General features: G+C 70.4%; 17 protein-coding genes. 1 reads left to right on the top strand and 16 read right to left on the bottom strand.

The genetic code is table 11. The features are described from left to right. Positions 1 to 49: 49 nt before the first annotated feature. The 12 genes from ACOJUJ_RS18135 to ACOJUJ_RS18080 form a co-directional block, all read right to left on the bottom strand. Positions 50 to 1,219 carry a hypothetical protein gene (locus ACOJUJ_RS18135; protein WP_420128320.1) on the bottom strand — a complete coding sequence of 390 codons (1,170 nt, stop codon included), beginning with the start codon at positions 1,217 to 1,219 and terminating at the stop codon, positions 50 to 52. Between the two features lie 136 nt (positions 1,220 to 1,355). Beyond that, the gene (locus tag ACOJUJ_RS18130; protein WP_420128319.1) at positions 1,356 to 1,847 is read right to left on the bottom strand and encodes a hypothetical protein; all 492 of its coding nucleotides are present in this window, start codon (positions 1,845 to 1,847) and stop codon (positions 1,356 to 1,358) included. 157 nt (positions 1,848 to 2,004) lie between these two features. Then, entirely contained in the window at positions 2,005 to 2,484 is a 480-nt protein-coding gene (locus tag ACOJUJ_RS18125) for an Hsp20/alpha crystallin family protein (RefSeq protein ID WP_420128318.1), read from the bottom strand. A 444-nt stretch (positions 2,485 to 2,928) separates the two neighbouring features. Then, entirely contained in the window at positions 2,929 to 4,317 is a 1,389-nt protein-coding gene (locus ACOJUJ_RS18120; RefSeq protein WP_420128317.1) for an amidohydrolase family protein, read from the bottom strand. Beyond that, entirely contained in the window at positions 4,317 to 5,615 is a 1,299-nt protein-coding gene (locus ACOJUJ_RS18115) for an amidohydrolase family protein (RefSeq protein ID WP_420128316.1), read from the bottom strand. Before ACOJUJ_RS18115 ends, ACOJUJ_RS18120 begins: the two co-directional genes overlap by 1 nt. Positions 5,616 to 6,224: 609 nt before the next feature. Further along, positions 6,225 to 7,370 (bottom strand): class I SAM-dependent methyltransferase, encoded by a 1,146-nt coding sequence (locus ACOJUJ_RS18110; protein WP_420128315.1) that lies wholly within the window; start codon positions 7,368 to 7,370, stop codon positions 6,225 to 6,227. Positions 7,371 to 7,477: 107 nt separating this feature from the next. Continuing rightward, the gene (locus ACOJUJ_RS18105) at positions 7,478 to 9,694 is read right to left on the bottom strand and encodes a cyclic nucleotide-binding domain-containing protein (RefSeq protein ID WP_420128314.1); all 2,217 of its coding nucleotides are present in this window, start codon (positions 9,692 to 9,694) and stop codon (positions 7,478 to 7,480) included. Between the two features lie 247 nt (positions 9,695 to 9,941). Next, positions 9,942 to 10,646 (bottom strand): hypothetical protein, encoded by a 705-nt coding sequence (locus tag ACOJUJ_RS18100; protein ID WP_420128313.1) that lies wholly within the window; start codon positions 10,644 to 10,646, stop codon positions 9,942 to 9,944. Between the two features lie 1,056 nt (positions 10,647 to 11,702). Then, positions 11,703 to 12,425 (bottom strand): hypothetical protein, encoded by a 723-nt coding sequence (locus ACOJUJ_RS18095; protein WP_420128312.1) that lies wholly within the window; start codon positions 12,423 to 12,425, stop codon positions 11,703 to 11,705. Next, positions 12,422 to 14,284, bottom strand: a complete 1,863-nt coding sequence (locus tag ACOJUJ_RS18090) for a metallophosphoesterase (protein ID WP_420128311.1) — start codon at positions 14,282 to 14,284, stop codon at positions 12,422 to 12,424. The genes ACOJUJ_RS18095 and ACOJUJ_RS18090 overlap by 4 nt, the downstream gene beginning before the upstream one ends. Next, positions 14,281 to 14,673: a hypothetical protein gene (locus tag ACOJUJ_RS18085; protein WP_420128310.1), complete on the bottom strand. Its 393-nt coding sequence runs from the start codon at positions 14,671 to 14,673 to the stop codon at positions 14,281 to 14,283. Before ACOJUJ_RS18085 ends, ACOJUJ_RS18090 begins: the two co-directional genes overlap by 4 nt. Positions 14,674 to 14,681: 8 nt before the next feature. Beyond that, the gene (locus ACOJUJ_RS18080) at positions 14,682 to 15,503 is read right to left on the bottom strand and encodes an FHA domain-containing protein (protein ID WP_420128309.1); all 822 of its coding nucleotides are present in this window, start codon (positions 15,501 to 15,503) and stop codon (positions 14,682 to 14,684) included. Here ACOJUJ_RS18080 and ACOJUJ_RS18075 point away from each other — a divergent pair. Next, complete coding sequence (locus tag ACOJUJ_RS18075) at positions 15,442 to 16,896, top strand: hypothetical protein (RefSeq protein WP_420128308.1); 1,455 nt, start codon at positions 15,442 to 15,444, stop codon at positions 16,894 to 16,896. The two genes, ACOJUJ_RS18080 and ACOJUJ_RS18075, sit on opposite strands and share 62 nt — an antisense overlap. Here ACOJUJ_RS18075 and ACOJUJ_RS18070 read toward each other — a convergent pair. From ACOJUJ_RS18070 to glgX, 4 genes are all read right to left on the bottom strand, one after another. Then, entirely contained in the window at positions 16,877 to 18,340 is a 1,464-nt protein-coding gene (locus ACOJUJ_RS18070; RefSeq protein WP_420128307.1) for a protein kinase domain-containing protein, read from the bottom strand. The genes ACOJUJ_RS18075 and ACOJUJ_RS18070 overlap by 20 nt on opposite strands. 33 nt (positions 18,341 to 18,373) lie before the next feature. After that, complete coding sequence (locus ACOJUJ_RS18065; protein WP_420128306.1) at positions 18,374 to 19,096, bottom strand: vWA domain-containing protein; 723 nt, start codon at positions 19,094 to 19,096, stop codon at positions 18,374 to 18,376. 967 nt (positions 19,097 to 20,063) lie between these two features. Further along, positions 20,064 to 21,947 (bottom strand): malto-oligosyltrehalose trehalohydrolase, encoded by a 1,884-nt coding sequence (gene treZ, locus ACOJUJ_RS18060; protein ID WP_420128305.1) that lies wholly within the window; start codon positions 21,945 to 21,947, stop codon positions 20,064 to 20,066. Next, on the bottom strand, positions 21,944 to 24,436 hold the full coding sequence (gene glgX, locus ACOJUJ_RS18055) for a glycogen debranching protein GlgX (protein WP_420128304.1): 2,493 nt from the start codon (positions 24,434 to 24,436) through the stop codon (positions 21,944 to 21,946). Before glgX ends, treZ begins: the two co-directional genes overlap by 4 nt. Positions 24,437 to 24,819 lie beyond the last annotated feature (383 nt).

Here is a 24,819-nt window from a genome sequence, read left to right as displayed (position 1 = left end):
TTGTGAAAATTGACCAGCGGGAGTAATTACCGGGGGCTCTCTCCGGCCCTCAGCCGTTCCCGCCCTCGGGCCGAGGTACGACGTGGTAGACGACGACCGCGGTGACTCCGTCGTCACCGTTTTCGGCGGTGTAGAAGCGGTCCCCGCGCACGGCGTGCACCTCCGCCTCCCGGGGAAGGAAGGCCGACCCCAGGTAGCGGCCGCCGGGCTCGAACAGCGCCCACTCCCGCGGCTCGTCCGCGGCGCCGTGCAACCCGACCCAGAGACGCCCGCGCTCGTCCACCAGCAGCGCCAGCAGCGCGGGCCAGCGCTCGGGAAGCGAGTCCCGCAAGGCGTCGCGGAACATCGACACCGCCTGCTCGGGCATCCCCGCGAACGCGGATTTGGCGTCCGCCGAGGTCACGGGCGGAGGCTCGTACGCAAGAGCAAAGCCTCCCACCCGGGTACCCTCCAGGTCCGTGCTCTCCACGCCCAGGGTGCCGTTCCACGCGTAGTGGAGCGTACCGTCCGGACCCAGCGCGAACAGGCCCTCGTGGCCAAACGGGTTGGGCATCACGGAAAATCCGCCCTGCTGCTGCACGCGAAGAAATGAGCGCGACGGGAAGCGCCGCATGGGCTCCCCCCGGACGCTGCCGTCCAGGCTTAGCAGCCGCAACAGGTCGTGCCGGGCGGTGTCCCCACTCGTAAAGGGGGGACGGATGAGGGCGATGTGTGCGTCGTTGGCGGGGGTACGCCGGATCAGATGCGGCTCGGGGCCGGCCAGCGTGGCCGCAAGGTTGGTCACGTACGCGGCCCGGGTGGAATCGGGCGCGAACACGCTCAGCCGTGCCGCGCCGGGATCGTACACCAGCAGGCTGTCGCCGGGGAGCACCTGCACTCCGCGAACGCTGCGGAACTCGCCGGGGCCCAACCCCCTGCGGCCCACGGTGCGCACCACGGCGCCCGTGGAGTCCAGCACCACGACGCGCGCCGTGAACCAGTCGCCGGCATAGATTCGTCCACGCGAATCCACGTCGATGCCGGTGACCTGCGTGAACAGGGAATCCACGCGGCTGCGTCCGGCTTCGCGCACGGCGAAGGCGGTTTCCTGACGCGTGCGGGCGTCAGGAAGCGCAGTGGCGTCCTGCGCGCCCGCGCACCCGGTAGCTGCCAGCGTGATCAGGAGCGCAAAGCCGATGTCCCGCGCGGCGAAGATGCGCTTGTGCCGGCACAGAGGCATGGTACGGTCGACCAGAGGAGGATGAAGGCCGTAGCCCAGTGCGCAGGTTTTGTCGCAAATACTGTGCGGCTCACCGCGCGACAGGCAAGGGCCGGCGGATCGCTCCGCCAGCCTCATCCAATCGAACCTTGCCCGCTCAATGCAGCATTCTCAGCGTGCACGCACAGATCGCCGCAAGGCTGACGATGAAGGCGGTGAATGCGGCTGTGAGCCAGCCACGCTTGAGAGCTACCACTTTGCCGAGCGTGTCGCACCAATCCTTTACCTCCCGGTCCAGCGACTTCAGTCGCGTGGGCCCAGGTTGCCGCAGCATCTGGTAGATAGGAAACGCCCCGAGATCCTTTGTCTGCGTGTAGATGGTGATGGCGGCGCACGCAGACATCACCAGCAGCGACAGGAACGCGGCGATCACATAGTCGGAGGGTGGATTGTCGATCGCCTTTCCGAAGGTAAATACCGCGATCAGAAGGCCTTCGAGGATTCCACCCACCGCGATCAGCTGCCGCGCTGAGTCATCCAGCCGACTTGCCACCTGCAGGGGATTGTCGATACGCGCCTTGGCCCAATGCTGCACCACTGCGTCGAACAGGCCATCCTCCTGCGTACCCGCCAGATCCGCGACGCTCATGATTCCCTCGCACGGTGCTGAAGTGAAAGAGAGATGGATGAAACCAGCGGATCATCTTTAGTCCCGAAACCGCACATCCACAAGCATGATGAACCCAACGCAAAAACGGGCCGGCGGATCGCTCCGCCGGCCCGTTTTTCAGCTACCGAGACGCCGATCAGCCCTGCGTCTGCTCGGACTCGGTGCCCAGCTGCTGCTGGCTCACCTCGCCGCCGATCTCGATGCGGCGGCGGCGCGCCTTTTCGCTCTTGGGGACGGTCACGGTCAGCACGCCGTCCTGGAAGGCGGCCTGGATGTTGTCCGCGTCCACGTCGCGCGGCAGCACGAAGCTGCGGGTGAAGGTGCCGTAGCGGCGCTCGGCCAGGTGCCAGCGGCCCTGCTCGCCCTCGGTGCGCTGCTCGCGCTTTTCGCCACGGATGGTGAGGACGTTGTTCTCGATGTCGATGTCGATGTTCTCCCGCTTCAGGCCGGGCATCTCAGTCACCACGCGGATCTCGCGCTCGGTTTCGATGACGTCCGTCTCGGGCGCGCGCATCAGGCTGTTGCCGTTGGCGGCGCGGCCGGCGTTGCCGAAGAACGTGTCGAACAGCTGGTCGAACGGCTCGGCGTAGCGGGTGGTGGTCGGGTAGAGTGCCATGGTCGCTTCCTCCGGTTGTGTGCTCCGAAAGTCTCGACGGTGTTGGGTGATGAAGGCGGGGGATGCACCGTCTCATCCCGCGCCGGCTGCCCGGGGAAAAAGCAACCGGCATACCGCTCCCGATCGGTCAAATCGACAAGGATTTTCCCGGTTTGACAGGCCGCCCTGCATGAGTGACAGAGGGCGATCTACGGCCAGTGGGCACGGCAAGCGTGGAGCTACCGCGACCAGGTTCGAGCAGGAGGAGAGAAGGTTCTTCGGTCGGCGCGCAGGGGTTCGCGCGAGGGTAAGGTACGCCGCGGCGCCTTCCTCAGAATGACTGGCTTCGGGGTGATAGAAAAAGCCGGGACCGCACCCGCGGTCCCGGCCTTTCTGCATCATGCTGCGGCGCGCCATCTCCTACTCACGCACTGACGCACTTCCGCACTCACGCACTTCCCTCCCCTACCGGCACTCCTCGCTCACCACGCGCCCGTCGATGACCACCGCGCAGACGTGCGAGGTGTACTCGAACGGGTCGCCGTCAAAGACGACAAAGTCGCCGTCCTTACCGGCCTCCAGCGAGCCCACGCGGCGCTCCTGGCCAATGACGCGGGCGGCGTCGATGGTGATGGTCCGCAGCGCGTCTTCCATCGACAGCCCGTTGGCCGCGGCGACGGCCGCCTCGAACAGCACCACGCGCGTCTTGGGAACGTAGCCCTCAAAGCCGCTCTGCAGGGCCACGGTGATGCCGGCCTGGCGCAGCTTGCTGGCCGTCTCCAGCGTGGCGCCCGCCGTCTCGCCGCCCAGGCGCACCATGGAGGGGTGGATGATGACGGGGACCCCCGCGCGGCGGATCTCGTCGATCACCAGGTAGCTTTCCGCGGCGCCATCCAGCACCATGTCGAATCCGAACTCCTCCCGCAGCCGCAGCGCCGCCAGGATCTCGGGGACCTTCTGCGCGGTGATGAGCGCGGGGATCTCGCGGTTCAGCACCCGCGCCAGCATCTCCAGCCCCAGGTCACGTGCGCCCGCGCCGCCCTCGCTGCCGCCACCGCCGCCGCGGTTCGCGTTGCCGCCGCCGCTTGCGCGAGGAGCGTTCGTCGCGCGATCCGCCGTCCGCGGGTTGGCCGCGGCGGTGGCGCGATCGCCGTCGCGCATCCCCGCGCCCTCACCGCTTCCGCCGCTGCCGCCGCGGTTTCCACCGCCGCCGCCGCCCGTGCCGCCGCGCCGGCGATCGTACTCGCGCGCCTTCTGGAACTCCGCGCGCAGCAGCGCGATGCCGCGCGAGCGCGTTCCCGCGTTGCGGAAGGTTTGCGTCACGGACGGCCCCAGCGTAAAGGCGAGCATCGTCGTCGTATCCACCAGCGCCTCGCCCACGTCGTCGCCGCGCGTCTTGACGATCATCGTCTGCCCGCTCACCAGCGCGCCGGGGCCGTGGCCCGTGTGCACCGTGGTGACGCCGTATCCGCTCAGCCACTCCACCAGCTGCTCGCGGGCGTTGTAGGCGTCGATGGCGCGCAGCTCGGGGGCGATCGCCTCCACGCGGTCCAGCTGGTCCTGGTCGTGGGCCTGCCCCATGGCGCCGGCCAGCCCCACCACGCTGTGCGCATCCACCAGCCCCGGCGTTACCACGCGGCCCGTCAGCGTGCGGTAGCCGGCGGGGATCTGCACTTCCGCCGCGGTGCCCACGCGCTGGATCTTGCCGTCCGCGCCCACCAGCACCACGCCGTCGCGAATGGGCGCGCCGGACATGGTGTAGACCGTCTCGCCGCGCACGGCCACCTGCGCGTCCGCCGGTGCGGCCAGCGCCAGCGCCGCCGACGCCAGCGCGAATCCGTGTATCCGCCGCATCAGTGGCCCTCCTCGCCGTCGTGCGTGTGCGCGGCGCCGTCGCTGAACACGTCCGGCCCGCCGATGGCGAACATCCGGTCGATCGGATCCGCCAGGTCGAACACCTTGCTCCCCTCCACCCAGGTCTGCTCCACGTGCGTGTAGACGCTCAGCGGGTCGCCGGACAGGACGATGAAGTCCGCGTCCTTCCCGGGCTCCAGCGTACCCACGCGCGCCTCCAGCCCCATCATCCGCGCGCCGGCGATGGTCATGGCCTCCAGCGCCCGCTCGCGCGACATCCCCGCCCGCACGCCAAAGCCGGCGGAGCGAAGGAAGAAGCGGCTGTCGGTGATGCCGTCGTCGGTGTGAAAGGCGGTGAGCACGCCCGCCCGCTCCAGCGCCGCGCCGTTGACGTTGCTGAAGTTCAGCGCTTCGAGCTTTCCGCCGGGCGAGTCCAGGACGATGATGCTGGCCGGCGCGCCGGACGCCGCGATCTCGTCGGCCACGCGGTACGCCTCGCTCACGTGCTGCAGGACGATGCGAAAGCCGAACTCGCGCGAAAGCCGCAGCGCCGTGAGGATGTCGTCGGCGCGGTGGGTGTGAAAGTGCACCACGCGTCGGCCGTCCAGCACCTCGGCCAGCGCCTCAAGCTCCAGGTCGCGCGGCGTCACGCGGTCGGCGCCGCCGGCGGTGCGGATCTTTTCCCGGTACTCCTGCGCGCGCACAAAGCGCTCGCGCACGATGGAGGCGGCGCGGCCGCGCGTGCCCGGGTGCGGCGCGTCACCGCGGGGGTTGGTGCCGTTGGCCATCTTCATCCCGCCGCACACCTCGCGCAGCACGTCGCGGCAAAAGAGCAGGTCGTAGATGTCGGTGCCGTCGCGCAGCTTGAGGTACGCCGTCTGGCCGCTCATCAGCAGGCCGCTGCCGGGCATCACGTTCACGGTGGTGATGCCGCCGGCCTGCGCCTTCTGGATCCCCTCGTCGCGCGCGTCGATGGCGTCCAGAATGCGGACGGACGGGTGCATGGGATTGCTGCGGTCGCCGCCGTCGCCGCCGCCGATGTGCGAGTGCGTGTCTACCAGCCCGGGCATGATGGTCTTGCCCGCGGCGTCGTGCACCACCGCGCCGGCGGGGATGGCCGTCTGCGGCCCGCCCACCGCCGTGATCTTGCCTCCCTGCACCACCAGCACGCCGTTGGTGATCGGCTGCCCAGCGATGGGAAGGATGGTGGCGCCCCGGAACGCGTGCGGCTGCTCCTGCGCGGTAAGCGGCAGGGCGGTCGCCGCGGCCACGAGCGCCGCGGACAGGGTACGTCTCATGTCAGGGAATAGGGAACAGGGAATAGGGAATAGCGGGAACAACGGCAGGTACGACCCGCCACGGGCTGAAACCTCGGGCTCTCCCCGGGAGCGGGTTCCCGGCGAGTGCCTGACTGCGGCTATGGGTCGATTGGATACAATAGGCAGGCGTCCGTCCGGTCGCCAGAGATCACAGGGAAGATTTTAGCAGGTGGGGGGACACGGCGGGAGCCGCCAGATCTGTACGTCTGCGAACAGCATCGAACTGCGTCGGACGCGGTGCCCCTCCCCCGGCCCCTCCCCGTTCGTTCCTCACGGAGAGGGGAGAACTTCGATGGTGGATCGAACGGCATCGAACTACGTCCGCCGGCGCCCCCCCTCTCCCGGCCTCTCCCCCACGAACTGCAGGGGGGAGAGGGGAGAACTTTGATCCCACTCCGGAAGGTGCGTCGCACCTCCCTCCCCCGCGCTGTTTGCGGGGGAGGGACGGGGAGGGGGCGCCCACCATCCCGCTCGCGATCTTTCGAAACACACCATCGCCTGCCCACATCAACCTCCCCCGGCAGTTTCGGGGGAGGTGGGCCGGTGGTGCCGGCCCGGAGGGGGCCTGCGCCGCGCCTTCCGCAGCGCCTACCCGTTGAGGCGCATCACCCAGCGGTACGCCTGGATCTGGTCGCGCTCGAAGCCGTCCACGCACCCCCACAGGTACAGCTGGAACACGCGGTACGCCGGCTTGCCCCAGCGCGCCTCGATCTGCTCGCGGTGCTGGTCCAGGTTGCGGGCCCAGTGCAGCGTGGTAAGGCCGTAGTTCTCACGGTCGTTCAGCACCGTTTCGATTTCGAACGGGCTGCGGGCCACGGCGCCCAGGTAATCGTGCAGGCACAGCGGCGTGCCGTTGCCGCGAAAGACGTAGCGCTCAAAGAAGGTGCTCACGTCGTACTTCTGGCGCGTGGCGCTGGCGTCCAGGCAAATGCGGCCGCCCGGCTTGAGCAGCCGCGCGTAGTGCTTGAGCGTTTCCGCGTAGTCCGGCAGGTGCTCCGTCACGCCCAGGTTGACGATGCCATCGTAGCGCTGCGCCGGCTGGTGCTCCCACAGGTGCTCGCGGCGCACCTCGCACGGCAGCTGCTCGCCGCGGATGAGGGCGTTGATGAACGACTCCGACTCGCGCGAGATGGTAAGGCTGGTGACGCGGACGCCCTTTTGCCCCGCGTACTGCGTGAACGCGCCCCATCCGCCGCCCACGTCCAGCACGCGGTCTCCCGGCTTGGCGCCGATGGACTCCAGCGCGAAGTCCAGCTTGCGGGTGATGGCGTCTTCCAGCGGCTCGTCCGCGTGGGCAAAAACGCCCTGCGAGTAGCAGCGGTGGCGCGCGTCCAGAAAGAGGAGGTAGAACTCGGGCTCGCGGTCGTAGTGCTCGGCGATAAAGGCGCGGTCGCTGGACACCTGCCCCGCCAGCAGCGGGCGGATGAAGCGCATCGCCGAGCGCAGCGGGTGCCGGTCGCTGAACATGTCGCGCAGCGCCAGCAGCGGCTTGATCTCGCCCACCACGTCCAGGGCGCCGTTCAGGTACGCCTCGCAGACGGAGAGCGCGTCCATCGTGGCCAGGGCGGCCGCGCCGCGCCGGTCGTTCACCACCACCGTGGCCGCCGGGTCGCCGCGGCCGAACACCGCCGGGTCCGCGCCCGGCAGCTGCAGCGCGAACGACGGCGCGCCGTGCTTGCCCACCCCCTCGTACCCCTTCTGGACCATCCGCACCAGCCGGTCAAACCCCTGCATCGCTCTCCTCCACCGCTGACGTTCAGGGCCGCCTGCGCCCGTTGTGACGAGTCACTGCCTCCCTTCTCCCGCTGTTCCCACGTTACCATCCCCCTATTCCCTATTCCCTATTCCCTCGCCTCCCCGCCCGGCCGCTCTGCCCACGCAGCCACCGCCTCGACCGCGTACGCGTATCCCACCTCTGAAATTTCCTGCATCTCCTCGAACCCCATCAACGCGAACCCCTCAATCGGCGGGCGCAGGCAGAAATCCGCCCTGGCCAGCGCCTCACGCTCGCGCCAGCTGCTGTGCAGCAGCGACGAGCGCATCGCCATCTCCATGATCCCCGGAAACGGCCGTACGCCCGAACGGCGGCGGCTGAACCGGCCGCGCAGCACCTCCCACGCGGTGGGCACGTGCTCCGCGGTAAAGCTGGCATCCTCCTCCAGCGACACCTCCGACGCGATGACGACGCCCACGCCCTGCTCGCGCATCACGTCCGCGGGCAGGTTGTTCAGCAGCGCACCGTCCACCAGCAGGTGGTTGCCTTCCAGCACTGGCGGGGCAAAGACGGGGATGGATGCGCTCGCCAGGACGTACTTTCGCAGCAGCCCCGTGCGATGCACCATCATCTCCGCCGTGGTCAGGTTGCTGGTGACGGCAAAGTACGGCGTCCACAGGTCCTCGATCTCCGTGTCGCCGTACACCCGCTCGCCGCACACGCCGGCCAGGCGGTTGTCGACCAGGGACACCAGGGGAAGGGTGAGCTGCTTCTGCGGGCGCCATTCCAGGTAGATGCGGCGGTTCCACGCAAGCAGGTCGTCGGGGGCAATGCCCAGCGCGTACTGCGCCGCCACCCCCGCGCCCATGCTGGTGCCGCCGATGTAGTCGATGGGGACACCGGCCTCCGACAGCGCGCGCAGCACGCCGATGTGCGCGAAGCCGCGCGCCCCGCCGCCGCCCAGCACCACGCCGACGGCGCGCCCGGCCAGCATCCGCCCCAGCCGCGCGAAGTCCGCCGCGCCGTCCCAGCGCAGGTGCACGTGCTCGCGCGCCTGACGCCCCGCCAGCCAGCGCCGCGTCCCGCTGGGCCGCTTCGAACCGTCTGCGTGGACGATGACCAGCACCTCGTGCGCCTCGGTGGCGCGGTCCTCCGTCTGGGCCAGCGCCGTCTCCACCGGCCCCGGCCCCGGATCTTCGTCCGCGCGGGCGACCAGGATCACGCGGTCTGCCTGGCGCATGCAGCGGCGGGTCCACGCGGTGGCGCCCTCTTCCGCCTGGTAGAGGACGAAGCGGTGGTCCACCTCGCGCGCCTCCAGCCAGGCGAGCAGCCGCGCCGTGTCGGGCGCGTCGCCCCAGGCCTGGGCGATGCCGGCTTCCGCCATCCGCCGCTCGGTTTCCGCCGCCGTCAGGTGCAGCGTGGGGCCGTGCTCCGCCAGCGCCGCCGTCAGCCGCTCGCAGAAGGCGGCCACCGGCGCGCCGGGGCTGGCGGCGACGACGGCCACGTTGGTGACCCGTGCCACCGTGCCTTCCGCGTCGCCGCGGTTCATTCGGTCGATGACCAGCCGGGTGACGTGCCGCAGCGTCTGCGGACGACGGGCGACCAGCGCCTCGAACTCCGCGGCCTCCAGCGCCACCAGGACGGAGTCGCGCACCGCCTCTACCCGCTCGCCGCGTGGCTCGCAGCCAAAAAAGGAAAGCTCGCCCACGATCTCGCCGCGCGCCGACTCGCCCAGCACGCGGGCGCCGCCCTTTTCCACCCGCACCGTGCGCAGGCGGCCGCTGATGACCAGGTAGAGCGCCCCGCCCGTTTGGTTCTGTTCGAACAGCAGCTCGCCGCGGCGGCGGTGCACCCACTCCGCCATGCGCCCCAGGTCGTCCAGCAGCGCGCGGTCCATCACGCCAAAGACGGCGTGCAGCCGGCAGAGCAGCTGCTGGCGGTGAATACGCTCCCACACGCGGCGCAGCTGGGGAAAGCGGCCCGCCAGCGCGTCGCGGTCGGCGTCCGCCACGCGGGCCAGCTCCACGTCCGTGGCGGCGCGTACCTCCACGGTTCCGCGGCTGCCGGCCAGTACCTGCAGCTCGTCCACCGCCTCGCCGGGCTCCATCGTCCGCAGCACCGTCTCCCCGCCGTCCGGCAGGCGCTCGACCACGTGCACCGCCCCGGCAAGCAGCAGGTACAGCGCGGGCTCGGCGCTCCCCGTACGGAACAGCGTCTCGCCGGCGGACAGCCGCACGGGGCGCATGGCCGCCGCCAGCGCGTCCGCCAGGTCGGCTTCGAGCGCGCCGAAGTGGGTGGCGAGCTGTGCGTGAAAGTCGGGAGCGAGCACCGCGGGGTCCGGCATGGGATCGAGTACGGCGGAACGGGAGGCAGGCCGGCCCAATGTAGGTGGCACGCGGGATGAGGTGCAAGGATGTGCTACATCTGCCCCGAAATGCGCGGCGTCAAAAAGAGGAGGGGTACAGAGGGGCAGAGAACCGCCAGAGGAACAGAGGACGATGGATTCCTCTGTTCCTCCGGCTTTTGCCTGCTCCTCTGTACCCTTCCTCTTTTCCGGGTCTCATCCGCCACCAGTTCGGCGCCCGGCCTCGTCATCCGTCCGGCTTTTGACGAGGCGGAAGCAGGAAGCGCACGATGGCGATCAGCACGCCCAGCGCGAGCCCCGCCATGCCGCCCAGCGCTCCGCCCCCCGCCGCCTCCAGCGGCACCTCCGCGCCGATCCGGTACGCGCGGATGCCGCCGATCACCACGCCGATCAGCACGCCCACGATGCCGGTCTGCATCACGGTCAGCAGCCCGTCGAACAGGCGGACGAGCAGCTTCGGCCGGGGTGCCGCGGCTCTCCGCTCCGTCACCGGCTCAACCGCGGCCGGTATCTCCAACGGCGCAGGGGCCACCTCCGCCGGCGCGACCGCCACCGGTTCGAGCACCACGTCCGCCGTCTCGCGCGCCCTCTCAGCCGCCACACGCAGCCGCTCCCGCAGCAGCGCCGCCGCGCGCTCGCGGGCCGCCTCCGACGGTCCGGGCACACCCGAAGGAATCGGCTCCGGCTCCGGAGGCGGTGGAGGCGGCGGGGGCGGGGGCGGCGGGGGCGCTGGTGGCGGACGGACCGGCCGCCCCTCGCGGCGGGCTTCCTCTTCCTCGCAGCGGATGCACCAGTCGGTCATCAGCCAGCCGATCTCACGGCTGTGCGTGCGGCACCAATGGCGCACGCCGTGGCCGCACGCCTCGCATTCGTCCACGCGATGGTCGTGCTCCACACCGCAGCTTGGGCACCGCTCCACGATGCGGGTCATGCGGACGATTCTCCGCGCCGCACCGACCGCACGGTCAGGCCGGCCGGCGCTCTATTCGATTCGGATGCTCCCATGGACGTGATCTTAATGGAATGATGCCGCGCCAAACCAGTGTTTCGCGGGGCCGGCGTCCGTTCACCGGCTCGCGGGCGGCGTTCGGCGGTCGCCGCACGGGATGTTGCATGATCCCGCCACCCCGAGCCAGTCATCCTGAGCCTGAGAGGTTGTAGAGGATCCTCGAATCGTGCCAGTCATCCTGAGGGAAGGCGCCGCTCCAAAACCTGCTCGTACACGATACTCTGGCGCCGACCGAAGGACCTTGCCGGCAGAAGCGTGGGGCTGGTTTCATGCCCCGCATCTGGCCTCACGGTGGCGGAGAGAAGGTCCTTCGGTCGCGCGCAAGCTTCTGTGTTCCTGACGATTCCGCGTGGCGCTCCCTCAGGATGACTGTGCGCGTTGTGCGAAGAATTGAGCTTTCTCACACCTATGAGGGAGCCGCCGCGCTATGCACTGCCGTTTGTAGGATCCATGGCGCCGACCGAAGGATCTTGCCGACAGAAGCGTGGGGCTGGTTTCATGCCCCGCATCTGGCCTCACGGTGGCGGAGAGAAAGTCCTTCGGTCGCGCGCAAGCTTCTGTGTTCCTGACGATTCCGCGTGGCGCTCCCTCAGGATGACTGTGCGCTTTGTACGAAGAATTGAGGTTTCTCAACACCTATGAGGGAGCCGCCGCGCGATGCACTGCCGTTTGCAGGATCCATGGCGCCGACCGAAGGACCTTGCCGGCAGAAGCGTGGGGCTGGTTTCATGCCCCGCATCTGGCCTCACGGTGGCGGAGAGAAGGTCCTTCGGTCGCGCGCAGACGGTGTCGTGGGTTACGGTTTCGCGCGGCGCTCCCTCAGGATGACTGGCGATCCGTTGAGGAGATTGCACCGTAGTGACCCTCGCTCGGCACTACGCAGCCGCGCGCCGGGGGGTTCAAATGCGCGAGCGGCGCCTTCCCGGGGGAAGACGCCGCTCGCGTTTGCCGCGGCCGGACGTGCCGTGGCGCCGGCGATCAGCCGCCGGGTGGGCGGCGCTGGGCGAACAGGATGCGCGTCGCGCGGATGGTGCCGATGAACAGGCCCAACCCGCCGCCCACCATCGCACCCGCCATCGCGGTCCAGATGGGATCCTGGTTTGCGCCGATCTCGCCCGCGAACTGCGGGAAAAAGAACCCCGCCAGCGCCCCCAGCAGCCCCCAGAGGATCACCGACTTCACCAGCGCGAAAACCGCGCTCACCATGCGCACCGCCATGGTGGCGCCCACCTCCGCGTACGGCGCCAGGTCCTCCGCGCCTTCGCGGAGCACCGCGCCGGGATCGCGCCCGCCCCACGGCGGCGGCGCCCGCGTCCTGCGCGGCGGACGCGTTGGGGGCACCTCGATCCACACGATCCCCTCATCCTCCGCGTGCGCGGGCGGAGGCTCTGGCTCCGGGCGCCGCGGACGTGGCGGCAGCGGCGGCGCGGGCGTCGGACGCGCCGGCGGTGCCGGTGCGGGCCGCGGTGGCGGCGGAGCCGGACGCGGCGGCGGCGGCGCGGCGGGGGCGCGGGGCGGCGGCGTGGGGCGCGCGGCCTCGGCGGCGCAACGGGGGCACGTGGCCGAATCCAGCCAGCCGATGTCCTTGCTGTGCACCCGGCACCAGAAGCGCAGCGTGGTGCCGCACACCTCGCACGCGCCACCCTTGGGATCGTCGTGCTCCACGCCGCAGTTGGGGCACCGCTCGATGACGCGCTTCATCCCGCCCCCTCCTCCGCCGCCACCGGCTCGGGATACACCTCGCGGATGAGCTCCGCGGGGACGAACAGCCGCCGCACCTCGGGCAGTTCGCCGCGCACCCAGCGCGCCACCACCGGCACCCGCTCGTAGTCGCCAAACACCTCGCGCGGCAGCCGGTGCGACAGGGTGTTGATGGTGAGCGCCGGGTGCCGCTCCCACGCGGGATAGATGGCGAACCGCTCTTCCACGTGGTCATGGCCGCGGATCATCCGCTCCACGGGCCGCCCCAGCTGTGTGGCCAGCGCGCAGAACGCGGCGAAATCCTCCCGCCCAAACTCGCTGCCGCGCGTGGTGCGGTTGGGGATGCGCTTGCGTGCGCGCGGGTGGGCCCGCAGCCAGACAAAGTCCTGCAGCACCCGCGGATCGTTGAAGTTGCCGGTCTTCGCCAGGTCCGGATGCAGGTCCGTGTGCGGAATGCCGCCGTGCGCCACCAGCAGCCCGTCGGGAAAGAACAGCGCGCGCGGCGCGCGCTGAAAGAAGCGGATGATGAGCTTTCCCAGCCGCGCCGCCCACGGGTGCTCCGGGTTGGCGTTCAGCCAGTCGGTAAAGTCCGAGGGAAGCACGGTGGATTGAAAGCGCCCGTCCGCGAACGCCAGCGCCTCGTCGTGGTTGCCGGTGACCACCGTGATGCGCATGCGCCCATCCAAGGCCAGCTCGAACACGCGCAGCACCACCTCCGCCGCGTGCACGCCATCGTCAAACAGGTCGCCCAGAAACACGATGCGCGCGTCCGCCCCGCCGCCGCTGCGGTCGATGTGCTGCAGCGCCGCCTCCAGCGCCAGCAGGTCGCCGTGCAGGTCGCCCACGAACCACACTTCGCTCAGCGGCCAGCGGTCACCGATGGCGATGGCGCGGTCGTCCGGGCCCGCCGCGTACTCCTCGAACGCCAGCCCCAGCGGCCCGCCGCCGGCCAGCCGCTCCTCCATCCGCGCGATGATCCCCTCCGCGCGGTCACCGCTGGGCGGGTTGGCGACGGCCTCGCGCACCGCCCGCCAGTCCATCCCCCGCACCTCCAGCACGTTCAGGTACGGCACCTCCGCCGATCCCGACGACACCTCCGCCGCTGGCTCGGCGGGCGCGGCGGCCGCCTCCTCGGGCGCGGGCTCGCCTTCCGGTGCCGCGGCGCCCACCTGCACGCCGCCCTCCGTTCCCGGCGGCTCCGAAGGCTCCGGCTCCGGCGGAAGCCCGTCGCGCGCCGCCTTCCCCGCCTCCGGTGCTCCTTCCAGCGGAACCTCAGATCGCGTGGAAGTCAATCCATCGTCCCCCCGCTCATCCAGCGGCGGCGGCTCGCCCGGCCCTGCAGCCGCTTCGGTCGATGCAGATCGATCGACACCCTCATCGGTTTCGATCGATGCCGATGCATCCACACCCGCATCCGCTTCGGTGGATGCGGATCCATCGACTCCGGCACCGGTTTCGGTGGATGCCGATCCATCAACCACGTCAGCGGTTTCGGTGGATGCGGATCCGTCGGCATCGGCGGGGATGTGGGTCGATGACGATGGATCGACACCCGCGCCAAACTCCGGCTGAGTCACCGCAGCGGACTGGGCCGATGGGAGACCTTCGACGGATGCGTCCGCGTCCGACGACGGTGCGTCAGCGGACGCACCGACATGATCAGGCGGCACCAGACTGTCGATGATCGCGGCGGCGCCAGTCGGTTCCGCGGGCGGCGCGCCCGAGTCCACGGGCGGCGAAGCGGGGCCGGACGAGGCTTCGGCGGGCGCGCCCCAGTCCAGGCTGGGCGGCGCCTTTTCGTCGGGGCGCTCGACGGGCCTGGACGGGGCGGACTTCGATTTCTTACGGCGGTCCTTCAAGGCTCGTTCTCCACACGCAGGCGCAGCTTGTCGGGCCCGATGGTGATCACCGCGCCTGGTGGCAGCGGCGCGGGTGCATCAGCCAGCGCCGCGCCGTTGAGAAATGTGGGATTCTTTGTGCCCGGCGCCGGGGCGATGCTCCATCCGCCCAGCACCGGGTCGCGGGCCAGCAGAAACTGCGGATCCGCCGCGTACACGTGGTCCGTGCCCGCGAACGTCTCCAGCAGCTCCTTGCCGATGGCGGTATCCACCCCCACCTGCAGCCGTCCCGCCGTCTGCTCCGCCACCAGCACCAGCGTGCCCGCCGAGCGAACGAAGCCGCACGCCTCGCACACGTTCACGGCGTCGCTCTGCTGCACCACGCCGCACTGCGGGCACTTCCACCCCATGCGCGCGCTCAGGCCCCGCGCACGGTCAGCGGCAGGCGCGAGATCCCCTTTTCGGCGCGTCCCACGGCGATCACGTCGCCCTCGTGCAGCGGCTGGGGCCCGGTCACGGGTGCGCCGTTCAGCAGCGTCTCATTCGTGGTGCCCGCACCCGGCACAATCTGCCAGCCGCCGTCCGCCCCGCGCTCGATGACGAGCTGCTCCGTGTCCCACACGTTCGCGTCGTCGCCAAACTGGCGGACGATGTGCTTGCCCAGCGGCGTGCGCACCCCCAGGCTCAGCGTCTGCCCGGATTCGCCCACCAGCTGAATGCGATCCGAGGTCAGCGGCCCGCCCGCCGTGGGCGCCGCCGCTCCCGCATCCGCCGGACCTGCCGCCGCCGCTCCCGCCGCGGTGGACTCCGTCGTCCCCGCCGACGCCGTCTCCGTCACCGAAGCGGAATCAGCAGGCGGAGTGCTGCCGCCGGCGTCCATCGCGATCGCCGTATCCGCGACAGCCCCCGCCGAAGCCCCCGCATCCGCCGAAGCCGCGCCAGCATCCGCCGACGCCGCGCCGGCATCCGGCGCAGCACCGGCCGACGGCGGGGATTCGAGCGTCGCATCCGCACCCGTGTCGGCATCGACCGTCGCGGGCGTCTCGCCGGTGCCCGTGCCCGCATCCGCCGTCGCTCCGGCATCGGTCGATGCGGACGCATCCGTCCCGCTCGCCGCGCCAGCATCGGTGGATGCGGACGCGCCGCTCGGGCCGCTCGCCGCGTCAGCATCGGACGACGTGGCTGCGTCCGTCCCGCTGGCCGTCGCGCTCGTATCCGCCGGCGCGGTGCTCTCATTCACCGGCATCGATCCGCCGTATCCGCCCGCCCGCTCATCCGACGCCATCGACGGATCCGATCCTCCCGAAGCCGCCCCTGCATCCGGCGTGGCGGCTCCAGCAGCCGCGGCGTCGCTCCCCGTCGATCCGCCCGTCCCGGAACCGTCGGTCGGGCCGGCCGAACCGCCAGCGCCGGACGCGTCGGTGCTGGAAGTGCCGCCGGTTGCGGAAGGATCCGCGCCGCCCGTCGATCCACCGTATCCGGAGGCCGCGCTCGTGTCCGACGCGCCACCCGCCCCGGACGTGTCGCCGCCACCCGTCGAACCACCGTATCTGGAGGCCGCCGTCGTATCCGACGCTCCGCCCGTCCCGGAAGCGTCGGACGTGCCGGTGGATCCGCCCTCACCGGAAACGTCCGCGCCGCCGGTCGAGCCGCCGTATCCAGAGGCCGCCGTCGTATCCGACGCTCCGCCCGCGCCGGAAGCGTCGGACGTGCCGGTGGATCCGCCCTCACCGGAAACGTCCGCGCCGCCCGTCGATCCCCCGTATCCGGAGGCCGCCGTCGTATCCGACGCTCCGACCGCGCCGGAAGCGTCGGACGTGCCGGTTGATGCACCCTCACCGGAAACGTCCGCGTCGCCGGTAGAGCCGCCGTATCCAGAGGCCGCCGTCGTACCTGACGCTCCGCTCTCGCTGGAAGCGTCGGACGTGCCGGTGGATCCGCCCGCGCCGGAAGCGTCGGATATGCCGGTCGATCCGCCCGCACCGGAAACGTCCGCGCCGCCGGTCGATCCGCCGTATCCGGAGGCCGTGGACGTATCCCCCGATCCGCCCACGCCGGTGGCGCCGCTCGCCCCACCGTCCGCCGCGTCCGGCTGCGCGGAGGCTTCCGACCCGCCGCTCGGGGCCGCATCGGCCGCTCCGCCCGTGCTGGACGCGTCGGATGATCCACTCGATTCACCGGCGCCCGAAGCGTCAGCCGTGCCCGTCGATCCACCGGCGCCGGATGCATCACCGCCTCCCGCCACCTCTGCTACGCCGGACGAGGAGTCCGGGCCGCCGCCGGTGCGCACGCCGTCACCGGCGCCGGCCTGGCGCGCGGGGCTGGACGGGTCGGCGAGCGGGGCGGCCTCGGGCGCGGGAACGGCGCCCGGCGTACCCGTCTCGCCGCCCGGCGTGGACGACGGCGGCCCGGGGGGCAGCCCGGCGCTATCCGCCTCGGTTTCCTCCGGCTTTTGCGGCGTGCCGGCTCCGGATTCGTTCTGGCTTTCCGTCACGGTTCATCCTCCACCCACGGTCCCGGCCCTGTCGGCGCGGTGTGGATCATCGCGCCCTCCTTCAACGGCGGCCCGCACCGGACCGCCCCTCAAAACCGAAATTCCGCTCCCGCGCGCCGTCAGCCAGGACGCACGGTAAGCGGAAGCTTTGCGATCCCCTTTGCCGCGCGGCCCACGGCAATCACGTCGCCGGCGCTGACCACCTGCGGCGTGGTGATGGCCGCGCCGTTCAGCAGCGTCTCGTTGGTCGTGGCCGCGCCCGGCACCACCTGCCACGCCCCGTCCGCGCCGCGCTCCATCACCAGCTGCTCCGAATCCCACACGTTCGCGTCCTCGCCAAACTGCCGGACGAGGTTTTTGCCCAGCGGCGTCCGCACGCCCAGCGTCAGCACGTGGCCCGACTCGCCCACCAGCTGGATGCGATCCGTAACCAGCGGCCCACCCTCCGCCGGCGCGGCCGGAGCCGAGGCTACTTCAACCGGCGCGGCCTCCACCGGCGTGGGCTCGACTGGAGCCGGCGGCGGCGGCGGCGGAGCAGCGGGCGCCTCGGACACCGGCGGCGCAGCCGGGGCCGCGGGCGCAGGCGACGGGGGACGCGGAGGCGCGGCGGCGGCCGGCGGTGCGGGTGCCGCCGGAGCGGCGCTCGTCACCACCGCGGGCGCCGAAGCGCCGCGGCCGGTCAGCACGTCGCGCACCTGCGCCGCCGTGGGCCGCAGCTCGGGACGCGGGTTCAGGCAGGCGTACAGGATCGCCGACACCGCCTCGTTGCTGGCGGGCGCCGGCATCGTCCCCCCCAGCACCGGCGGCGTGGCGCTGTACGCCAGCACCTTTTGGGCGTACTCGCCCTGGTCGTCGGACCAGTACGGGTGCTGCCCCGCCAGCAGCTGGTACAGCATCAGCCCGCAGGTGAACACGTCCGACGCCGCACCCGGCGTGGCGCCCGCCGTAAAGTGCTCCGGCGAGCGGTAGTTGTCGCTGCCCACGTAGCCCATGTGCCCGTGCCAGGGCGCCTGCTCGTCCGTGAGCACCGAAAAGTCCACGTCGATCAGCTTGAGCTGGTAGCCGGCCGCGATGGACGGATCCTCGATGAGGAACGCGTTGTCGGGCTTGAGGTCCGCGTGGGCGATCTTTGCGTTGTGCAGCGTGTTGATCCCCGACATCAGCACTTTGGCCCAGATCACGTGCCGGTCCCACATCTTCGCGTCGAACGGGGGCTGCGGCGCGCGTCCGCCGTTGGCCGCCGCCTCGTCCTCGAAGATGCCGCCCAGGTCGGCCCCGTTCTCCACGAGCTCGATCGCCTGGAAGTAGCTGCGGCCGCCCCAGATGGCTTCGAACGCGTGGATGGCCCGCACGCAGTAGTTGCGCGCGGGGCTGTCCGCGATGCGCCGGTTCAGCTCCCGCTGGTAGCGCACGAACCCGCTGTACCAGTCCACCGTCACCGCCGGCGACTTGTACTGCTTGAAGAACACCCGCTGTCCGGACGGGCTCCGGGCCTCGTAGCTGATGGCCATGGCGCCCGGTCCAAACACGTCCGTGATGGTGTAGCCGTTGATCTCGTCGCCCGCCTTGAGCTTTTTCGCCATTCGCGATGATCCGCCGTCCGTGGGGTGCGCGCGCTACAGCGCCACCGTCTCCGCGCTCTTGGAAACGCTGGCGGCAAGCTGCCGCAGGGTGTTCTTGAAGTTGGCCTGGTCGCCGGTGAACTTGACCAGCGCCTCCTGCGGGTTGAGACCCGGGTAGGAGATGGCCTCCCACTCGCTCTTGTCGATCTGGCTAAGCTCGTCGTAGCCCGGCATGTCGGGCGCGAACAGGCTGAGGATGATGCGGTTGTTGATGATGGCGTTGGTCACGTCGGCCACGCCGCCGCCCTTGGCCTCGGGAATGCTCATCGCGGGCTTGAACGAGGCGTCGGTGAACACCACCACCACCCGCGCCGCGTCGCTGCGGTAGCGCCACCTGCCGGGATCGTGGGCCGTCGCGCCCTTCTCCGTCTGCCCCATGTTGGCCACCTTGAACAGCGCGTCCAGCAGCGACTCCGGCTCGTCCTCGCCCCCCTCGGCGCGCAGCCCGGCCAGCTGGGCGCGCAGGGCCTCGGTGTCGTTGACGAACGGGTTGTCGATGAAGGGCTCGGCGTCGTGGTCAAAGTCGCGAAAGCCCACCGCCTTGGCGCGCCAGTCGCGCACGGGCGAGATGTTGTTGCCCTCGCCCTTGTTCAGCGAGTCCACAAAGGTGCCGATGTTGGCCTTGAGGGCGTCGATGGCGGGTTCCATGCTTCCCGACACGTCGATCAGAAAGACGATGTCGGCCACGCCGCGGGTCTTGGTCTGCTGCTGGTCCATGCGATCGCTCTGCCGTCTGAAGTCCGTGTCCTGAACAGCCCTGTGCGGGGCCCGCGCCCATGCAGGTTCCAGTCCCACGCAACCGGCAGCCCCGCATCAAAGGTTTGTTCAGGATAGGAGGCTCATTCCACGGCTGCACGGCGGCCCGACAGAGCCGCGGTTTTCATCCGCCGTGTCCGCGCATTATGTTGATGGGGATTACCAGCGGAGGAGTCTGGATGAAAGCCACGCCCGTTTCCGCGGATCGGCCCATGCGGTCTCCCGCGATCGAGTCCTGCGTAGACCCAGAGGTTCTGGAATGGTATCGGATGAGCCCGCAGGAGCGCTGGACGGAAAGCATGCGCCTCTGGAGCACCTTCCGACTGCTGGGAGGCCGGCTTGAGCCTGAGTCCGATTCCCAAAGTCCTTTCTACGATGCAGGTGCACGGCGTGCAGGCGCTGCTCATGGGCGGCCAAGCCTGCATTCTGTACGGCGCAGCGGAGTTTAGCCGCGACGGGTGGGACCCTCACCCGCTCGCTTAGGCTCGCACCCTCTCCCGCAAGCGGGAGAGGGTATAAACGTCGCGAATACCCGCGACGCGCTTCCGTGCCGGCGCGGGTTGTTTCCTGTGCGGAGTAGAGCGCGACCCCCGGGGACCCTCTCCCCCGACCGGCCTTTTGCTCGTTCCTCGCAACGGCGGTCGACCCCTCCCCAACTTCGGGGGAGGGGTCGGTTGTCAGGCAAGGTTCACTGCGCATGGATGGTAATCCCACGCCTGACTCCCCACGCGCGATGGACGTCGAAGACACGAGCAGGTGAAGCCCCGCCGGGCGAGCTCCGCGAGCACAGGGCGGGGCTTATGGACTTCATAGCCCCGGGCTTTAGCGCGGGGAACCGGCGGCGCGCGACGCACGATGGAGGATGCCCTGCGGCCCACAACACAACCGCGGCGCCTCGCCCCAACGTTCCGGCGCCCGCGATCCGTCCCTACACCAGCACCCGCCCCGCCCCCTCCAGCACCACCGCCCCGGCCCCGTCCATCTCCAACCGCCCGTCCGGCGACAGCCGCACCAGCTCGCCCTTCGCCTCGCCGCCGAAGCGTGCCTCCTCGCTGGAGAGCAGCAGCTCCCAGCGGTCCGCCGGCGCGCGGGTTTCCTCCATCGCGCGCAGATCCACCGAAAGCGGCCCCCGCAGCGAGACGACCAGCAGGATCGCGCCGCCGTCAGCACCGGTGCGGCGGAGCGCGATGCCATGCTCGCCCAGCGCCGCCACGGCAAACCCCTCGCGGTCGCGGCGGCGCAGCGCGGGGTGCGTGCGGCGCAGGCGCAGCAGCTCGCGGTAGAGCGCGAGGACGCCGGCGTGCGGCATCCGCTCCGCCTCGTGCCAGCGGATGCGCGAACGCTCGAACGTCGACGCGGCCTGCGGATCGGGGATGCGCTCGCGGACGGCGGGGTCGGCGAACGCGCTGAACTTGCCGAACTCCTTGCGCCGCCCCTCCGTCACCAGCCTTCCCAGCTCCTCCGGGTGGTCGGTAAAGTACTGGAACGGTGTGGTGGCCGCCCACTCCTGCCCCATCCACAGCAGCGGCGTGTACGGAGACAGCAGCAGCAGCGCGCTCGCGGCGCGGTAGACGTCCAAGCCAATGTCCTCCGTCAGCCGGTCGCCAAACGCGCGGTTGCCCACCTGGTCATGGTTCTGGATGCAGTGCACAAAGGCGCGGGGCGGCAGCCCTTCCGCCGGGGTGCCGCGCGGCTTGCCGTGGTTCTCGGAAACCTGGCCCTCGTAGAACCACCCCTGCCGCAGCGTGCGCACGATGTCTTCCGCCGACCCGGTGTAGTCGCTGAAGTACGCCTCGTGGTCCCCCGCCGTGTGGCGGCGCAGCTGGTGATGGAGATCGTCCGCCCACAGGCCGTCCAGCCCGCACCCTTCCGGCGGCGGTAGCAGCACCCGCCGCTCGTTGCGCTCGTCCTCCGCGATCAGCACAAAGTGCCGGTCCGCAGGCAGTGACTCGCGGACGCGGCTCCCCAGCTCCCGCAGAAGGTGGATCTCCGAGTCGTCCAGGATGGCGTGCGTGGCGTCCATCCGCAGGCCGTCCACGTGGTACTCGTGCGCCCAGTACAGCGCGTTCTGGATGGCGAACTCGCGCACCGGCTTGCGCGCGTAGTCGATTGCGTCGCCCCAGGGCGTGCAGTGCCTGTCGGTGAAGTACCGGCCGCCGGTCATGGCGTGCAGGTAGTTCCCTTCCGGGCCCAGGTGGTTGTAGACCACGTCCAGGATTACCGCCAGCCCCCGCGCGTGCGCCGCGTCCACAAAGCGCCGGAACGCATCCGCGCCGCCGTACGAGGATTCCGCGGCGTAGAGAAACACGCCGTCGTAGCCCCAGTTGCGCGCCCCGGGAAACTCCGCGATCGGCATCGGCTCCACCGCCGTGGCGCCCAGTGCGGCAATCTCGTCCAGCCGCCCGATCAGCGCGTCGAACGTCCCCTCATCCGTCGCCGTCCCCACGTGCAGCTCGTAGATGACCAGGTCATCCGCCGGAACGCCGCGCCATCCGTCGTCCGTCCACGGGAACGAGGGATCGGCCACTTCCGACGGATCGTGCACGCCATCCGGCTGGCTGCGCGAGGCGGGGTCGGGAAAGGCGTCGCCCTCGTCCAGCCGGTACTTGTAGCGCGCGCCGGCGCCCAGCCCGGGCACCGTGGCGCAGAACCAGCCGTCCTCCTCCGCCGCCAGCGGGTGCACCCGCTCGGCGTCGGGGCCGTACACCACCACGTCCACCGCGCGGCTGGCCGGCGCCCACACGCGGAACCGCACTCCGTCGTCCACGACGTTGGCGCCAAACGGCAGGCGCCATCCATTCGTCCCCCTCACGCCCCCGCCCCTCCACGGTTCCCGGACACGCCCTCGCGGTCCTCGATCAGCACCATCATCGACCGCCCCTCCAGCGTCACCGTCTGCCCATCGGGAAGGCAGACGTGCCGCTCCGGCTGCTCGGGCCTGGCCGTGTCCAGCATCACGCACCACCCGCACGACCGGCCAAAGTCCGGCAGCGTAAAGTCCATAGCGCCGCCGTCGGCGTTGAAGAGGAGAAGGAAGTTGGCGTCGCGGATCTGCTGGCCCTGCTCGCTCCACTCCTCCATGGCCTCGCCGCCCATCGCCATCCCGAAGCAGCGCACGTAGCCGCTGTTCCACTCCTCGTCCGTCATCTCCGTGCCGTCCGGGCTAAGCCACACCAGGTCGCGCACGTCGCTGCCGCGGATCTCGCGCCCGCGAAAGAACTTGCGGCGGCGAAAGGTGGGGTGCTCGCGCCGCAGCCGCGCCACCCGGCGGGTGAACTCCAGCATCTCGCGGTCGCGCTCGCCCAGGTCCCAGTGCACCCAGGCCAGCTCGTTGTCCTGCGCGTACGCGTTGTTGTTGCCGTGCTGCGTGCGTCCCATCTCGTCGCCGTGCGCGATCATGGGCACGCCCTGGGAAAGGAGCAGCGTGGTGATCAGGTTGCGCTTCTGGCGCTCGCGCGAGCGGACGATGTCCTGCCGGTCCGTCGGCCCCTCCACGCCAAAGTTGTACGAGTGGTTGTTGTTGTCGCCGTCCTGATTGTTCTCGCCGTTGGCTTCGTTGTGCTTGTGGTTGTAGCTCACCAGGTCGTGCAGGGTAAAGCCGTCGTGCGCCACCACAAAGTTCACGCTCGCGTGCGGCTTGCGGCCGTCGTTCTCGTACAGGTCGCTGCTCCCCGTCAGGCGAAAGCCCAGCTCGCCCAGCGTGCCCGCGTCCCCACGCCAGTAGGCGCGCACCGTGTCGCGGTAGCGGCCGTTCCACTCCGCCCACAGCACGGGAAAGTTGCCCACCTGGTAGCCGCCCTCGCCCACGTCCCACGGCTCGGCGATCAGCTTGACCTTGCTGATGACGGGGTCCTGGTGAATGACGTCGAAGAACGCCGACAGCTGGTCCACCTCGTGAAGCTCGCGGGCCAGCGTGGACGCCAGGTCAAAGCGAAATCCGTCCACGTGCATCTCCTGAACCCAGTAGCGCAGGCTGTCCATTACCAGCTGCAGCGCCTGGGGATGCACCATGTTGAGCGAGTTGCCGGTCCCCGTGTAGTCCATGTAGAACCGCGGGTCACCCTGCACCATGCGGTAGTACGTGCGGTTGTCGATCCCCTTGAAGCTCAGCGTGGGCCCCATGTGGTTGCCCTCCGCCGTGTGGTTGTACACCACGTCCAGGATCACCTCGATCCCCGCCGCGTGCAGCGCCCGCACCATCTCCTTGAACTCCCGAACCTGCGCGCCGTAGTCGCGCACCGACGCGTAGCGCCCCGCGGGGGCAAAGTAGCCGATGGTGTTGTATCCCCAGTAGTTGCGCAGCCCCTTCTGCACCAGAAAGTAGTCGTCCACGATCTCGTGCACGGGAAGCAGCTCGATGGCCGTCACCCCCAGCGACTTCAGGTGCTCGAGGATGGCGGGGTGGGCCACCGCCGCGTAGGTGCCGCGGATATCCTCGGGGACGTCCGGGTGCAGCATCGTCAGCCCCTTGACGTGCGCCTCGTAGATCACCGTCTCGTGCCAGGGGATGTCGGGCGGCTGGTCGCCCTGCCAGTCAAAGCCGTCGTCGGCCACCACCACGCCCTTGGGCACGCCCCAGGCGTCGTCGGTGTCGTCCAGCACCCAGTCCTCGCCCGGCTGGTCGAACGGGTAGGCGAACGGGTGCGATTCCCACTGGATGGGGCCGGCCAGCGCCCGCGCGTAAGGGTCGATGAGCAGCTTGAAGGGATTGCAGCGCAGCCCCCGGGCCGGCTCGTACGGGCCGTTGATGCGGTAGCCGTAAAAGGTGCCGGGGCCCAGCCCCTCCACGTAGCCGTGCCACACGTACGCCGTGCGCTCGCGCAGGCGGTAGGTGCGCGAGGGCTGCTCGTCACCGGGGGCGTCGAACACGCACAGCTCCACCTCCCACGCCACCTCGGAGTAGATGGCGAAGTTGGTGCCCTTGCCGTCGAAGGTGGCGCCCAGCGGGTACGGCCTGCCGGGCCACGCCGTGGTGGCCGTCTCCAGAAATCCGGGAACGTGCTGCTCCGGCGGGGTGGGCCGCTGCCCCGCCTGGCCGCGGTTGCTCCACCCGAACGGCAGCGGCGGCCGCCTCTCCCTGCGCCGCTCGATCCCGTCGGGCGCGCCGGCCAGCGTGCCCTCCGCCGCGTCGCTGAAGTCCTCCTCCGCGCCCGCGGATGCGCCGTTCTCCGGATCGTCCGTGAGCGTGGCGGCGCCGCCGTACGCATCGTCCCCGGCGTGAGGGTGATGATCGGATGCCGCGTGGTCGTCCCCGGGGTGCGGCTCGCCCGCGCCCGGGTGGTTGGGATCGTGCTGGTCCATCCTGCTCCGTCTCGGTCTGTGGCTATGCCGTGGTTCGCCGCCGTGGCGAAGGATGACGATGTCGATGTGCGGCAGGGATCCAGTTGCGTCCGCGGTGCCCCTCCCCCGGCCCCACCCCCGTCGTTACTCCAGGCTAGGGGAGAACTTAGTCCGGGCTTCGGAAGGGGCGTCGCACCTCCCCCCCCCCACGCAGTTTGTGGGGGAGGGCCGGCGAGGGGGGCGCCCACCCTCTCGCGCCACCGCCTCCGAAGCACTCCGAAACCTGCCTTACCCAACCTCCCCCAGTCTTTTTTGGGGGAGGTGCGAGCCTGAGCGAGCGGAGGGGGCGCTGCCCTCGCGCCCACCCCCGTCCGAAGCAGAGCAGGCCCACTCCGAGCCCTCCC

Source organism: Longimicrobium sp. (assembly GCF_048594345.1).
Lineage (GTDB): Bacteria > Gemmatimonadota > Gemmatimonadetes > Longimicrobiales > Longimicrobiaceae > Longimicrobium.
The sequence above is the reverse complement of the archived record's forward strand: the minus strand, read 5'-3'. Positions and strand labels throughout refer to the sequence as shown.

What these genes read in the sequence shown, in the direction of transcription:
- ACOJUJ_RS18135 (WP_420128320.1), bottom strand. Translation starts at nt 1,219, where the DNA reads ATGCCTCTGTGCCGGCACAAGCGCATCTTCGCCGCGCGGGACATCGGC.
- ACOJUJ_RS18130 (WP_420128319.1), bottom strand. Translation starts at nt 1,847, where the DNA reads ATGAGCGTCGCGGATCTGGCGGGTACGCAGGAGGATGGCCTGTTCGAC.
- ACOJUJ_RS18125 (WP_420128318.1), bottom strand. Translation starts at nt 2,484, where the DNA reads ATGGCACTCTACCCGACCACCACCCGCTACGCCGAGCCGTTCGACCAG.
- ACOJUJ_RS18120 (WP_420128317.1), bottom strand. Translation starts at nt 4,317, where the DNA reads ATGCGGCGGATACACGGATTCGCGCTGGCGTCGGCGGCGCTGGCGCTG.
- ACOJUJ_RS18115 (WP_420128316.1), bottom strand. Translation starts at nt 5,615, where the DNA reads ATGAGACGTACCCTGTCCGCGGCGCTCGTGGCCGCGGCGACCGCCCTG.
- ACOJUJ_RS18110 (WP_420128315.1), bottom strand. Translation starts at nt 7,370, where the DNA reads ATGCAGGGGTTTGACCGGCTGGTGCGGATGGTCCAGAAGGGGTACGAG.
- ACOJUJ_RS18105 (WP_420128314.1), bottom strand. Translation starts at nt 9,694, where the DNA reads ATGCCGGACCCCGCGGTGCTCGCTCCCGACTTTCACGCACAGCTCGCC.
- ACOJUJ_RS18100 (WP_420128313.1), bottom strand. Translation starts at nt 10,646, where the DNA reads ATGACCCGCATCGTGGAGCGGTGCCCAAGCTGCGGTGTGGAGCACGAC.
- ACOJUJ_RS18095 (WP_420128312.1), bottom strand. Translation starts at nt 12,425, where the DNA reads ATGAAGCGCGTCATCGAGCGGTGCCCCAACTGCGGCGTGGAGCACGAC.
- ACOJUJ_RS18085 (WP_420128310.1), bottom strand. Translation starts at nt 14,673, where the DNA reads ATGGGGTGGAAGTGCCCGCAGTGCGGCGTGGTGCAGCAGAGCGACGCC.
- ACOJUJ_RS18070 (WP_420128307.1), bottom strand. Translation starts at nt 18,340, where the DNA reads ATGGCGAAAAAGCTCAAGGCGGGCGACGAGATCAACGGCTACACCATC.
- ACOJUJ_RS18065 (WP_420128306.1), bottom strand. Translation starts at nt 19,096, where the DNA reads ATGGACCAGCAGCAGACCAAGACCCGCGGCGTGGCCGACATCGTCTTT.
- glgX (WP_420128304.1), bottom strand. Translation starts at nt 24,436, where the DNA reads ATGGACCAGCACGATCCCAACCACCCGGGCGCGGGCGAGCCGCACCCC.